This is a genomic window from Shinella sp. OV683, from assembly GCF_057787725.1.
Genome location: NZ_CM173543.1, coordinates 1151345 through 1163714 on the forward strand (window position 1 = coordinate 1151345; position 12370 = coordinate 1163714).

18 protein-coding genes are annotated in these 12370 nt (G+C 58.6%); 9 read left to right on the top strand and 9 right to left on the bottom strand.

Features of this window, described 5'->3' with window-relative positions; translation table 11 throughout:
* Positions 1 to 44 precede the first annotated feature (44 nt).
* The 5 genes from ACXHRN_RS05595 (at position 45) to ACXHRN_RS05615 (ending at position 2989) form a co-directional block, all read left to right on the top strand.
* Positions 45 to 308 carry an accessory factor UbiK family protein gene (locus ACXHRN_RS05595; RefSeq protein ID WP_488640352.1) on the top strand — a complete coding sequence of 88 codons (264 nt, stop codon included), beginning with the start codon at positions 45 to 47 and terminating at the stop codon, positions 306 to 308.
* Positions 309 to 683: 375 nt separating this feature from the next.
* Positions 684 to 1184 (top strand): type III secretion system chaperone family protein, encoded by a 501-nt coding sequence (locus ACXHRN_RS05600; protein WP_488640353.1) that lies wholly within the window; start codon positions 684 to 686, stop codon positions 1182 to 1184.
* A complete protein-coding gene (gene proC / locus ACXHRN_RS05605; RefSeq protein WP_488640354.1) occupies positions 1181 to 1999 on the top strand; it encodes a pyrroline-5-carboxylate reductase in 819 nt (272 codons plus the stop codon). Before ACXHRN_RS05600 ends, proC begins: the two co-directional genes overlap by 4 nt.
* A 12-nt stretch (positions 2000 to 2011) precedes the next feature.
* Positions 2012 to 2353 carry a tRNA-binding protein gene (locus ACXHRN_RS05610; RefSeq protein ID WP_488640355.1) on the top strand — a complete coding sequence of 114 codons (342 nt, stop codon included), beginning with the start codon at positions 2012 to 2014 and terminating at the stop codon, positions 2351 to 2353.
* Between the two features lie 63 nt (positions 2354 to 2416).
* Positions 2417 to 2989, top strand: a complete 573-nt coding sequence (locus ACXHRN_RS05615; protein WP_488640356.1) for a protein-tyrosine phosphatase family protein — start codon at positions 2417 to 2419, stop codon at positions 2987 to 2989.
* 110 nt (positions 2990 to 3099) lie between these two features.
* On the opposite strand, the gene ACXHRN_RS05620 is transcribed toward ACXHRN_RS05615, so the two are convergent.
* Genes ACXHRN_RS05620 through ACXHRN_RS05640 form a run of 5 tightly spaced genes read right to left on the bottom strand, consistent with a single transcriptional unit; the run spans position 3100 to position 6290 of the window.
* Complete coding sequence (locus tag ACXHRN_RS05620) at positions 3100 to 3384, bottom strand: HigA family addiction module antitoxin (RefSeq protein WP_488640357.1); 285 nt, start codon at positions 3382 to 3384, stop codon at positions 3100 to 3102.
* A gap of 10 nt (positions 3385 to 3394) precedes the next feature.
* Positions 3395 to 3679, bottom strand: coding sequence for a type II toxin-antitoxin system RelE/ParE family toxin (locus ACXHRN_RS05625; protein WP_488640358.1), 285 nt, complete (start codon positions 3677 to 3679; stop codon positions 3395 to 3397).
* A gap of 45 nt (positions 3680 to 3724) precedes the next feature.
* Positions 3725 to 5113: an ATP-binding protein gene (locus ACXHRN_RS05630; protein ID WP_488640359.1), complete on the bottom strand. Its 1389-nt coding sequence runs from the start codon at positions 5111 to 5113 to the stop codon at positions 3725 to 3727.
* Positions 5110 to 5820: a response regulator gene (locus tag ACXHRN_RS05635; protein ID WP_488640360.1), complete on the bottom strand. Its 711-nt coding sequence runs from the start codon at positions 5818 to 5820 to the stop codon at positions 5110 to 5112. Before ACXHRN_RS05635 ends, ACXHRN_RS05630 begins: the two co-directional genes overlap by 4 nt.
* Positions 5817 to 6290: a MarR family winged helix-turn-helix transcriptional regulator gene (locus ACXHRN_RS05640; protein WP_488641837.1), complete on the bottom strand. Its 474-nt coding sequence runs from the start codon at positions 6288 to 6290 to the stop codon at positions 5817 to 5819. Before ACXHRN_RS05640 ends, ACXHRN_RS05635 begins: the two co-directional genes overlap by 4 nt.
* 310 nt (positions 6291 to 6600) lie before the next feature.
* Here ACXHRN_RS05640 and ACXHRN_RS05645 point away from each other — a divergent pair, with 310 nt between their 5' ends.
* On the top strand, positions 6601 to 7497 hold the full coding sequence (locus ACXHRN_RS05645; RefSeq protein WP_488640361.1) for a branched-chain amino acid aminotransferase: 897 nt from the start codon (positions 6601 to 6603) through the stop codon (positions 7495 to 7497).
* Positions 7498 to 7709: 212 nt separating this feature from the next.
* On the top strand, positions 7710 to 7877 hold the full coding sequence (locus ACXHRN_RS05650; protein WP_488640362.1) for a hypothetical protein: 168 nt from the start codon (positions 7710 to 7712) through the stop codon (positions 7875 to 7877).
* Positions 7878 to 7955: 78 nt separating this feature from the next.
* Here the strand turns inward: ACXHRN_RS05650 and ACXHRN_RS05655 are convergent, their stop codons facing one another.
* Positions 7956 to 8318 (bottom strand): nuclear transport factor 2 family protein, encoded by a 363-nt coding sequence (locus ACXHRN_RS05655; protein ID WP_488640363.1) that lies wholly within the window; start codon positions 8316 to 8318, stop codon positions 7956 to 7958.
* 107 nt (positions 8319 to 8425) lie between these two features.
* On the opposite strand from ACXHRN_RS05655, the gene ACXHRN_RS05660 reads away from it, so the two are divergent.
* Positions 8426 to 9214, top strand: a complete 789-nt coding sequence (locus ACXHRN_RS05660) for a helix-turn-helix domain-containing protein (protein WP_488640364.1) — start codon at positions 8426 to 8428, stop codon at positions 9212 to 9214.
* 97 nt (positions 9215 to 9311) lie between these two features.
* Positions 9312 to 9959 (top strand): MBL fold metallo-hydrolase, encoded by a 648-nt coding sequence (locus ACXHRN_RS05665; RefSeq protein WP_488640365.1) that lies wholly within the window; start codon positions 9312 to 9314, stop codon positions 9957 to 9959.
* A gap of 75 nt (positions 9960 to 10034) precedes the next feature.
* Here the strand turns inward: ACXHRN_RS05665 and ACXHRN_RS05670 are convergent, their stop codons facing one another.
* The 3 genes from ACXHRN_RS05670 to ACXHRN_RS05680 all read right to left on the bottom strand — a co-directional run bounded on the left by ACXHRN_RS05670 (position 10035) and on the right by ACXHRN_RS05680 (position 12241).
* Entirely contained in the window at positions 10035 to 10601 is a 567-nt protein-coding gene (locus tag ACXHRN_RS05670) for a BA14K family protein (protein ID WP_488640366.1), read from the bottom strand.
* A 189-nt stretch (positions 10602 to 10790) separates the two neighbouring features.
* Positions 10791 to 11003 carry a cold-shock protein gene (locus ACXHRN_RS05675; RefSeq protein WP_488640367.1) on the bottom strand — a complete coding sequence of 71 codons (213 nt, stop codon included), beginning with the start codon at positions 11001 to 11003 and terminating at the stop codon, positions 10791 to 10793.
* A gap of 347 nt (positions 11004 to 11350) precedes the next feature.
* Positions 11351 to 12241, bottom strand: a complete 891-nt coding sequence (locus ACXHRN_RS05680) for a DMT family transporter (protein ID WP_488640368.1) — start codon at positions 12239 to 12241, stop codon at positions 11351 to 11353.
* Positions 12242 to 12370: the final 129 nt, after the last annotated feature.

Sequence of the window (12370 nt, forward strand, 5' to 3'; positions counted from 1 at the left end):
TCCTACGTCAAAACCATGAAGAACCAAAATCCTGGAGACACGGAATGACCACTGGACCCAATCGCATTCTCGACGATTTCGCCAAGCTGATGACCGACGCGGCTGGAGCGGTGCAGGGCGTGGGCAAGGAAGTCGAGACGGCTTTCAAGGCGCAGGCCGAGCGCTGGCTCAACAGCATGGACATCGTCAAGCGCGAGGAATTCGAAGCCATTCGCGAGATGGCGGTGAAGGCGCGCGAGGAAAATGATGCGCTTTCGGCACGCATCGCCGAGCTCGAAGCCAAACTCGCAGCGAAATCGGGCAAATAATTGCCGCGATCCTGCGCCGGGTTGTGCTTATCCACAGCCCGAAAGGCGCTCATACAAGAAAGTTTTCGGCCTGTGGAAATGGCCGAAAAACCGTTGTTCGTGAGTCATTTAACTTTTTCTCTTGAATCTATTTCTCAGAGCTTCCCGAGGGCTCGTTCATAAATTTTCAACCATGAGGACTGGTTTCCGGAATCCGTCGTTATACACTGATTTTACAAGATGATTCGAAGCGGACGACGCAAGTTCCGGGCAGGCTAGACAAGATATAGTGCCCTAATCGGTTCGCGGATCATTCCAGTAATTTCCGGTCCCCGCCGGTCGTGCCAGTGTAACGATTGGCACGACGTGCAGGGATTCCTCATACTCAGGTGCTGCATGAGCCTTTTTGACTTCAAAGCCGAGCGTCAGTCCCACCCGGTGGACACGATCGAATTCGTCGCAGACAGCAATGACTGGACATTCGAACGCCCGGCCGACGACGAGATCTCGATGGTCGTCGAGGGCAAATGGGCTGACTACCAGATCTCCTTCTCGTGGATGGAAGAGTTCGAGGCGCTGCATCTGTCCTGTGCCTTCGATCTGAAGGTTCCGGATGCGCGCATGAACGAGGTCATCCGGCTCGTCAGCCATGTCAACGGCGAAGTGCTGATGGGTCATTTTGATGTCTGGCAGAATGCCGATATCGTGATCTTCCGCCATTCGCTGCTGCTTTCGGGCGGGCTTGAGCCCACCGGCCGCCAGGTTGAGATGATGTTGTCGTCGGCGCTCGAAGCTTGCGAAGCCTATTATCAGGCATTCCAGTTCGTCGTCTGGTCGGGCATGGATGCCCAGTCCGCCGTCGGCGCCGTGATGTTCGAGACAGTGGGGGAAGCATGAGCTTAGCCCTCAACGGTCCGATTGTTCTGATCGGTGTTGGTAACATGGGCGGGGCGATGGCCCTCGGCTGGCTCAAGAGCGGTATCGCCGGCGCCTCGATCATAGGCGCAGATCCAAATCCTCCTGAAGCCATCAAAGCCAGGTTTGACGGTAGCGGCATGCAGTTCGTCGCTGAGGCGCCGCAAGGCGTGACGGCAGCGGTTATTTTCGTCGCGGTCAAGCCGCAGGTCATGGCCGATGTGCTGCCGGCCTATCGCCATCTGATCGGTCCCGAGACCATCGTCGTGTCGATCGCGGCCGGCAAGACGCTCGCATTCCTGGAAACCCATCTCGGCGAAACAGCTATGGTTCGCGCCATGCCCAACACGCCGGCGATGATCGGCCGAGGCGTGACCGGTGCATTTGCCAATGGCAAGGTCAGCGCCGCACAACGCGAGCTGGTCGATGCCCTTCTCAAAGTGTCGGGCCCGGTGGAATGGGTCGATAGCGAAGCGCTGATCGATGCGGTCACGGCCGTTTCGGGGTCGGGTCCTGCATATGTGTTCTATCTCGTCGAGTGCATGGCAGAGGCAGGTCGCAAACTCGGCCTGCCGGCGGACCTCGCCATGCGGCTCGCACGGGCTACGGTGTCGGGCGCTGGTGAACTGCTTCACCAGTCGCCCGGCGTACCGGCCGAATTGCGCCGCAACGTGACCTCGCCCGGCGGCACCACGGCGGCGGCACTCGAAAAGCTGATGGCGGAAGATGGCATGCAGCCGCTCTTCGATGCAGCGATCAAGGCCGCGCGCGACCGCGCCCAGGAACTTGCTGGTTAAAGGTTTATCTTGATGTCCGAGCAGATCACCTATGACGATTTCGAGCGCGTCGATATCCGTGTCGGCACCGTGGTCGAGGCCAGTCCTTTTCCGGAGGCCCGCAAGCCAGCCATCAAGCTGGTCATCGATTTCGGTGACGAGATCGGTCTCAAGAAATCCTCGGCGCAGATCACCGTCCACTACACGCCGGGAACGATGGTCGGCCGGCAGGTGTTCGGTGTCGTCAATTTTCCGCCGCGGCAGATCGGGCCCTTTCGCTCCGAGGTGCTGACGCTTGGCTTCGAAGACGAAAATGGGGCGATCGTATTGGCCGCGCCCGGCTTGAAAATTCCGAATGGTCGAAAGCTGGTCTGACTCAATTTTTCCGAAATACGGGATTACGATTCCGGCATTGAATGATTTGAGGGGAACGGGGCGATGACGCTCAACGCTATTCACGAGCGCTTTCGTGTGTCCTGCCTGCCGCGTGCGGCCGAGGTAGCCACGAACTGGCGCGCTACACATGTGATTTCGCTCCTCGATCCGGCGCTCGCGGACGAGCACGTGCCGGTGATCCGCAGCGCCGAACACATCGTCGCGCGCCTGCGAGACCAGGAAAATCCCGAGGAAACCAGCCACTTTCCCGACGTCGTCGAGAGCCTGTTTGAAACGGTGCGGCCGGCGATCGAAACTCGAAACACGCGAATTCTCGTGCATTGCCATGCCGGGATTTCGCGTTCGACCGCGTTTGCCTATGCGATGATCGCGCATACTGCCGGCCCAGGTCTTGAAGAACAGGCATTCGGCGCGCTGATGTCGATCGTCAACAAGCCATGGCCCAACCGGCGGATCATCGAGATCCTCGATCGCCGCTGGCGACGAGACGGGGCACTTCTAAAGCCGCTCGACGATATGCGGGCGCGTTATCCTCGCCGCATCGAGGCGCTGCACAAGTTCAATCTCAAGCGCAAGTTTTTCGAACTGGTGCCATGCGAGATTTATAATCGGTGAGCCAAAGCATGTTGCGCAAAAGTGTGCAGCGGTTTTGCGCTCAAAACATGCGTCAAAACAAAGAGCTAAAGCGCGACAAACGAATCTGGAGGATCGCGACGCGCTTTAGGCTACGCCACCCGTTGCGGCAATTTTGAAATGTCATCTCCTGCCTTGTCGGCGGCAATGCGCAGATCATAGGCGCTTTGAAGATTGAGCCAGAATTGTGCGGACATTCCAAACCAGTGCCCCAGCCGCAAAGCGGTGTCGCCTGAAATATTGCGGTGGCCGCTGACAATCTGGCTGATGCGATTTGGCGGTACGTCCAACTGACGCGCTAGTTCGGCGAGCGAGATGCCGATTTCCTGCAATTCGTCGCGCAGGATTTCACCGGGATGGATTGCAGGACGGGTCATTTAGTTGTTCCTAATGATAGTCGATAATTTCGACATTCGAGGGACCGGGTGCACCTTCGGGCCATTGAAAGCAAATGCGCCACTGTTCGTTGATGCGGATACTGTACTGACCGGCCCGTTTACCCCTTAGTGCTTCCAACCGATTGCTCGGCAGGCGTCCCAAGTCGGTCAAACTCGTGGCGGCATCAAGTATTTCCAGGCGCTTGTAAGCTTGCGTCGCGAATCCCTGAAATTGCCGGATGAACTCGCCGGCGGCAAAGCGTTCGGTCGATTTGTCCGCGTAGCTTTGTATCATGGGCAATCATAGCAAAAAGACGGATGACGTCAAGCGTACAGGCGGCTACACCGGCACGCGCACCGTCGCTCTCAAGCCGCCGAGCGGGCTTTGCGACAGGGTGACGTTGCCGCCGTGGCTGCGGGCGATGTCGCGGGAAATGGCAAGGCCGAGGCCGGTGCCGGAGGCATCGATATTGCGGGCTTCATCCAGGCGGAAGAAGGGTTTGAAGACTTCCTCGCGCATCGCTTCGGGAATGCCGGGGCCGTCGTCATCGACGCAGATCGTCAGGAAGCGGCCGGAATTGCGCGCGTCGATGCTGATCGTTTCGCCGTGGCGCCAGGCATTGGCGACGAGGTTCATCAGCAGGCGTGTAAAGCCGTTGGGGCGAACGACAACGACCGGGTTGCCTTCGATTGATGTCGTAACGGCCTTGCCGTGCAGTTGGACGCTTTCTGCAAGCTGCGCCAGCAGTTTGGTGAGGTCTAGTTCGCCGTGCTGCTCTTCAGTTTCGCCGCGCGCGAACTGCAGGTAACCGTCGAGCATGGAGTTCATGTCGTCGATATCGCGGTTCAAGCTTTCCAGATCCTTGACGTCCTCGGCGATGGCCAGCTGCAGTCGGAAGCGGGTGAGAATGGTTCTGAGATCGTGGCTGACGCCGCTCAGCATCATGGTGCGCTGTTCGATCTGCCGCTCGATGCGCTCGCGCATCTGCAAGAAGGCATAGCCGGCGCGCCTCACTTCGTCTGCGCCGCGCGGCACGAACGGTTCGGTCGGTTTCTGTCCCTTGCCAAAGTTCTCGGCAGCGCGCGTCAGAAGTTCGATCGGGCGGATCTGGCCGCGCAGGAAGAGAATGGAGATGAACAGCAGGAACAGGGAAGCGCCCACCATCCAGAAGATGAAGATCTGGGTGTTGGAGGCATAGGCGCGATCACGTCGGGTAATGACACTCAGGATGCGGTCATTGTCCAGCCTGACGCGAATCTCCACGGTCTTTTCATCTGCTGACGTGTTGATCCAGAACGGCCTGTTGATCTGCTTACGGATCTGTTCGGAGAGCGTGCGGTCGAGAATCGAGAATAGCGGGATTGGAGTCGGCGGCGGCAGGGTATGGCCGGCCATGATCTTGGTTTCGAGGCCCATGCGCTCCTGGGCAATGCGGATGATTTCATTGTCGCCGACCACTTGCGGTGATGTACCCAGGAGATCGATCACGGAGGCGATATCGCGGGTCACTGCCGCTGACAGGCGCGTCGTCACCATCTGCCAGTGCCGCTCCATGAATACCGCGGCGACCACGCATTGCAGGATAACCATCGGGATGATGATGATCAGCAACGAACGAACGAACAGGCCCCGCGGCAGGTTGCGTCGCAGGACGCGGTCGAGTGTTCTCTCACGGGGGCGGGCGCGCTGCTCCAGTTCGCTTTGCGGACCTGCCTCGACATCTGTCATCCGTTTTGGTCCAGACACAGTTTGTAGCCGATGCCGCGCACCGTCTGTAGCCAGATCGGATTGCCGGGATCGTCTTCTATCTTTCGGCGAAGGCGGTTGATCTGCACGTCGATCGTCCGCTCGCCGACATCGGCGCCGTTGCCGGCGAGTTCATGCCGTGCGATCGTCTGGCCGGCATTGGCGGCAAAGATCATCATGATCTCTTGCTCGCGACCGGTCAACGGAATGAGGCTGGAGCCGCGGCGCAGCTCGCGCTTGACGAGCGAAAAGGTGAAGGGGCCGAAGATCAATTGATCGATCTTGGGTTTCAGCGGATTGATGGCGCGCTTGAGGATATTGGTGATCCGAAGCACCAGTTCGCGCGGGTCGAAGGGCTTGGCAAGATAATCGTCGGCGCCGGCTTCCAGGCCGGCAATACGCGACTCGGCTTCGGCCAGCGCCGTCAGCAGGATCACCGGGATGCTGCGGATCTCACGCAGCGAATTGGTCAGCGCGATGCCGTTTTCGCCCGGCATCATCACATCGAGCACGAGAAGATCGAAATCGAGGCCTTCGAGCTTGCGGCGGGCCTCGGCCGAGTCCGCTGCGACGGTGACGCGAAAACCCTTGCCCGTCAGGAATTTCTGCAGCAGTTCGCGGATACGCCGGTCGTCGTCGACGATCAGCAGATGCGGCGCGTCATCCTGCAGCATGTTTTCTTCACTCATTCCTTGCCTCCCCCATCTCCTTTGACTCCCGAGCCTTCCTTGACTCCCAAGTCACGCATGCCGTTCAGAAACCGGACGACATCGCCTCGCATTGCTGCCTGATCCCCACCAAATGCATTTTCAATGCGGCGCGATTGCGGTCTTGCCAGATCGAGCGCCAGCTCGCGGCCCGCCTGCGTGGGATAGAGCCGCCGCTGCCGCCGGTCGTCCGGCCCTTCGAGCTGGGTGATATAACCGCTGTCGATCAATTGCTTCAGCACGCGGGCCAGCGATTGCTTGGTGATGTTGAGCGTATCGAGGAGATCGGCCACGGTCATGCCGGGTTCGCGGTTGACGAAATGCACGACGCGATGATGGGCGCGGCCGAAGCCGATCTTGGCAAGGATCGCGTCCGGGTCGGAGATGAAATCGCGATAGGCAAAGAACAGCAGTTCGATGATTTCGAGATCGATCTCGCCGTCGCCGGTCATGCGCGTTCGTACCACATCGTCTTGCTTCAATTTGCTCTCCAGGCTGGCTGCCACATTCACTTCCTTCAGCGGTCGGCGATCTCACCGCCAAGATATGTCAGCTTTATTGACATAAATTCCAGCCCCTGTTAGCCTCAAAACGAATTTGAAAGTAGAAAAACCTCTGCTGAAGCGATCGTTCCAAAAGAGGCGATGCGGAGCGGCTTTCAAACTTCCATTCAATCGTCCCGATGCTCGAATTTTCTGGACAGAGCCGGATGAACGATTCAAATAATTCAATGACAGACGTTTTCGTCGCGGAGGTTACACCATGGCAGTTCCTTTTGACCAGCTAGACGGTTTCATATGGATGAATGGCGAGTTCGTGCCGTGGAAGGACGCTAAGGTCCACGTGCTTACGCACGGCCTGCACTATGCGAGCGCGGTCTTCGAAGGCGAGCGCGCCTATGGCGGCCAGGTGTTCAAGCTCACCGAGCATAACCAGCGCCTGCATGATTCGGCCGAGCTGATGGGCTTCAAGGTGCCCTACAGCGTGGCCGAACTGGATGCCGCCACGATCGAGCTTCTCAAGCGCCAGGGCTTTACCGACGCCTATGTCCGGCCGATCGCCTGGCGCGGCTCGGAAATGATGGGTGTTTCGGCTCAGGCCAATCGCATCAATGTCGCCATCGCCATCTGGCAGTGGGGCAGCTACTTCAACCCGGCCGAAAAGCTCAAGGGCATCAAGCTCGATCTGGCCGAATACCGTCGTCCCGATCCGATGACCGCACCCTCCAAGGCAAAGGCTGCCGGCCTCTACATGATCTGCACGATCTCCAAGCATGCTGCGGAAGCCAAGGGCTATGCAGATGCAATGATGCTGGATTATCGCGGCCGCGTTGCCGAGGCTACCGGCGCCAACGTGTTCTTCGTCAAGGATGGCGCGATCCATACGCCGGATCCGGATTGCTTCCTCAACGGCATCACCCGCCAGACGGTGATCGAGCTTGCCAAGCGCCGCGGCCTGGAAGTCATAGAGCGAGCTATCATGCCGGAAGAGTTGTCGACATTCTCGGAATGCTTCCTGACCGGCTCCGCCGCGGAAGTCACGCCAGTCTCTGAAATCGGCGGCAAGTGGTCCTTCACGCCGGGCAAGATCAGCGAAATGCTGATGAACGACTACATGAAGGAAGTCTATCCGGATGCGGCTGTGGCGGCTGCCGAATAGAGTTCTTATACAATTGCAACTATCGACGTGGCCCTTCGGGGCCGCTTTTTTTGTGTGGTTCCGGCTATGGAACCAAGCGGATCCCACGGCATTTGTTTCATAGGTTTCGGACTGCTGTTCCGACGGTGACATCCCAGCGATACGAACGGATGTAAAAAACAAGCAAGTTTGGTGGTGAATAACACCACATCGCCGGAATAGGGACAAATACAATGAACGCTTCAAGTGCCAGCCAGGACAAGGCCGTTTCCAAACAACTCCGCCCGCTCGTGATTATCGTCGCGACTGTCAGTGTTGCGGTTGCCACGCTGCTGATCACCACGGCGACCCTCGGGGCTTCGCCGATCGACTCCATGGTCGTCGCCCAGCTGGATTCGTAACTGCAACACGGCGAGGCGATTGCCCCGCCGCGGGCGTCTGACCCTCTGGTCCCAAACCAGAGGTGTGCGGTTTGAAGATCAAGCCTGCGCCGGCACCTTGTCGAGAAAGCCGATGACGTCGCCAATCCGTCCGTCCTTCACGCGGACAACATCGCTGCCTTCGATGATCGGTTCGGCATCGACCGGACCCAGACCCCAGGAAAACCTGATATAATCTCCGTGGCCGTCCGGCTTGCTGATCAGCGAGAAGGCAAAGCCCGGGAAGCGATCGTGAACCGCTGCTATAATCTGCGAAAGCTGCTCTGCACCATCGGCAGCCATCAGCGGATCGACATAGGTCGGCGCCGACCAGTTACTGGCAATCAGGGCATCACGCGAAGCCGCATCCTTCTCATTCCAGGTGTTGATGTAGGTTTCGGCGATCTGTTGAACGTTGGTCATGTCGTGTTCCTTTCGTTGTGGACCTCATCAGCATCCAGCGGAAAGGGAATGGCTTCAATTACCTCCGACGTAATGGAGTTTCAGATGGGATCGGCTATATCTGACCCATGGAAAACACGCTCGAATTCGGAGTTCTGCTCAAGGACTGGCGCAACCGCCGCCGCATGAGCCAGCTCGACCTCGCGATGGAGGCCGAGATTTCGTCGCGGCATCTCAGCTTCATCGAGACGGGACGGTCGCGCCCCACGCGTTCGATGGTGCTCAGGATTGCCGAGCATCTCGAGATGCCGCTCCGCGAACGCAACAACCTGCTGCTTGCTGCGGGCCTGTCGCCCGAATACCGCGAAGCGCCGGACAACGACCCGGCGGCGAGGGCGGTGCTTTCGGCGCTCGGCGAAATGATCGAGCGCATGATGCCGATGCCGGCGCTGATCGTCGACGGGGCGTGGAATCTGGTCGCGGCCAATGCGATGATCGGGCTGCTGATCGGCGGCGCCGACCCCAGTCTCCTTGCGCCGCCCGTCAATGTGTTGCGGCTCAGTCTCCATCCTAAGGGACTTGCCGGGAGCATCCGCAACTTCGCGGTCTGGCAGGCGCACCTGATGGAGCGCGTCGAGCGGCAGTTGGCGATGACCGGCGACAGAAGACTGCGGACGCTGGTCGAGGAATTGCGCTTCTATCCTATCGCCAAGACGGACAAATCGTCGGATCATGCGAGTGGGCCGGCGGTTTTGCTTGAACTCGACGTCGGCGGAGACGTTCTGTCGTTCATGAGCACGACGATGGTGATTGGTGGTCCGCGCGACGTGGTGCTGTCCGAACTTGCGGTGGAGATGTTCCTGCCAACGGATGAGACGACCAAGGCATGGTTGGCAAAGGTGCATCAAGCGCTTTGAGAGACGCTGTGTGCACCACGCGGGGGGTGACTTTTGCCGTTTGCCTTCTATGATCCCGCCGAATTTCCAAAGCAGCATGCCAAGGCAGGATCTGAACATGGCCCAACTTCAAGCCGGGATCATTCCCGTGACCCCTTTCCAGCAGAATTGCACGGTGCTGTTCGATCCCGACACGATGGAAGGCGTGATCGTCGATCCGGGTGGCGATGTGGAGATCATCCTGCAGACGATCCAGGAAAACGACATCAAGCTCAAGGAAATCTGGCTGACGCACGGCCATCTGGATCATGCCGGCGGCGCGCTCGAACTGAAGGAAGCGCTTGGCCTCAAGATCATCGGCCCGCACAAGGACGACCTGCCGCTGCTGCAATCGATGGAAGCCAGCGCCAAACGCTTCGGTACCGACTTCAAGGTTCGCAACGTCACGCCCGACCGGTTCCTGGAGGAGGGCGAGACCGTGTCGTTCGGGGAGCACGTGTTCGAGGTGTTTCACACGCCCGGTCATGCCCCCGGCCATGTGATCTATGTCAACCGCGCCGAGAATTTTGCCCTTCTCGGCGACGTTCTGTTCAATGGCTCGATCGGCCGGACCGATCTGCCCGGTGGCAATCACCAGCAATTGCTGGACTCTATCCGTGACAAGGTGCTGCCGCTTGGTGATGAGGTCGGCTTCATTTGCGGCCATGGTCCGGGCAGCCGTATCGGCGATGAACGGCGTAGCAATCCCTACCTGCAAGGTCTATAAGACCCATTCCGAATATGGAAATTGAAAAGGCCCCGTCCGCGAGGACAGGGCCTTTTTCATGAAAGCATTTGTAGCTTAGCCGGCCGTGCAGAAATGGTTCTGGCTGTCGTAGCCCCTGTAGGTGCCGGTGCGGGCATTGAAGGACTGGTAGCGCTGCGAGCAATAGGCGCGCCATTCGGCAGTCCAGGGCTCGATCGTGCCGCGGGCAGCGTAGTCGTCCTGCTGACGGGCTTGGCGATGCTGCGGGCGATCGGGGTAATAATCCTGGCGTGCCTGGTCGTTCATCTGCTCGTCGTCAATGTTCCGGTCGTCCCGGTTGCTGTAACGTTCTTCGGACTGGCCGTCATATTCATCAACCGGGCCGACATATTCAGGTTCGGCATAGACCGGACCCTCTTCGACAACCACGCGGCGCGGGCGCTCATAGACGACTTCGGGCTCTGCAAGCGCCGAGCCAACGATTACTCCAGCAGCAAGGCCACCCAGCACGCCGGCTGCCACCCAGCGACCGTTGTGATAGTAGCCATGGTGGTTGTTGCGCCAATAGGGGTAGCGGTCGCGCGCAGCGGCAAACTCGAATGAGGTGAAGAGTGTCGCGGCGGCGGCGGCGCCAAGCACTGCGATCTTGAAATACTTGTTCATGTCCAAATTCCCTGCTTCGTCAGGATATTTCCTGTCCTGCGCTCGAACCTAGGGAGAAAAGCCTGAATGCTGGCTGAACGGAAAAAGGCAACTTTGTGACATCGAGGCATAACGCATCGTACAAAAAGGACGCCGCCAGCGGGGTTGCCCGCCAGCGGCGCTGGTGCTCCATGCATTGGAAGCTTTATATCAGCCGGTGACCTGAAGGTTTACAGCCTTGGGACCCTTGCCGCGACGATCCGGCTCGGTGTCATAGGAAACTTTCTGGTTTTCGGTCAGGCCGGTGAGGCCGGACGCCTGGACGGCGGTGATATGGACGAAGATATCGGAGCCGCCCTTGTCGGGCTTAATGAAGCCGAAGCCTTTATCGGCGTTGAAGAACTTAACGGTGCCAGTGTCCACGGAGCAGTTCCTTTCCTCGCTGCCCATTCGACAAGGCAGCATCCTCTGTTATGCCCCGAAGGGCGCAATGCAGGCAGATTTCGAGAGGAAAGGTCCTAATATCGTGCCAGCCCGGCGGTTGCCCGCCTTTCTGTCACCCGGAGTTTCTTGCGCCTCCGGCGCGTTATTCTCAAGGTCTTCCCGTTGTTCGCAAATTGCCCGAACGGGGCGTAGATTGAGGGTATTCCTGCAATTTGGCAAGCAAAACTTTCATTTCTGATGCAATTTGGCATTACTTGCATCTAGAGATGGTGTCTCCAAATTAGAATAGCTTTGATTTTCTTGAATATTTTGGCGCCGGCGCAAGGTCAGGCGCGCGCATATTTCGATTTAGTTAGTTCAGGAACAATCTCTACCAAGATCATTGCAAGGAATATCAGGCCGCAGCCGACATATCCCATCATGCCGATCCGCTCACCAAGAAGTAGCGCACCAAACAGTGCTCCGAACAGGGATTCACTTGAAAGAAAGATGGCAGCCTGTGGCGCGTTGGTCCAGCGTTGGCCGATGATCTGAAGTATAAAGGCAATTCCGGACGAGAACAGGCCAGCATAGAGGATTTCCGGCAGTGCTGCGCGGATTCCCTCAAACGTGATGGGTTCGAAGAAGATTGCGCAGGCAATGCCGCCCAACCCGCAAACCAGGAACTGGATGGCCGAAAGTGCCATCGGCCGCTCGCTGCCGGGTGCGAAAATGCCGACCAGCAGCACCTGTATCGCCCAGAAGCAGGCGCAGACGATGGTCAGGAAATCGCCCGGGGCAAGTTCGGCGAGTGAGCCGCCGCTGAGGTAGTAGATGCCGGTCACGGCCATGATCGCCGCGGGCCAGATGATCCAGTGCGGCTGCTTGCGCAGCACGATTACGCTGAGCAGCGGCACGATGATGACGTATAGCCCGGTCAGAAAACTGGAATTGGTGACCGACGTGGTCAGCAACCCGAACTGCTGCGTGGTGGCTCCAAAGAACAGCGCCAGCCCGATCATGAAAAACGTCGCCATCTCGCGCCGTGCGAAGGGCTGGGTGGCGCGCTTGCTTTCGCGAAGCGCCAGCGGCAGCGCGACGAAGAACGCCACCAGAAACCGTAGGCCCACGAACCACAGCGGCCCCATATGCTCCATCGCCGTGTCCTGCGCCACGAAGCCTGCGCCCCAGATGGCGGCGGTGAGGAGCAGGACGAGATTGGCTTGCAGGCGGGTCATGAGGCAATTTCTTCTTCTGGCGAGAGGCAGGGAGGCGCCCAAGTGAGTTAGCACTTACATGCCGGTGAAACAATAATTGCACAGTTGAAGAATTTTGATGCGTTCTTCCAAAATCGTTCACAGCAACTT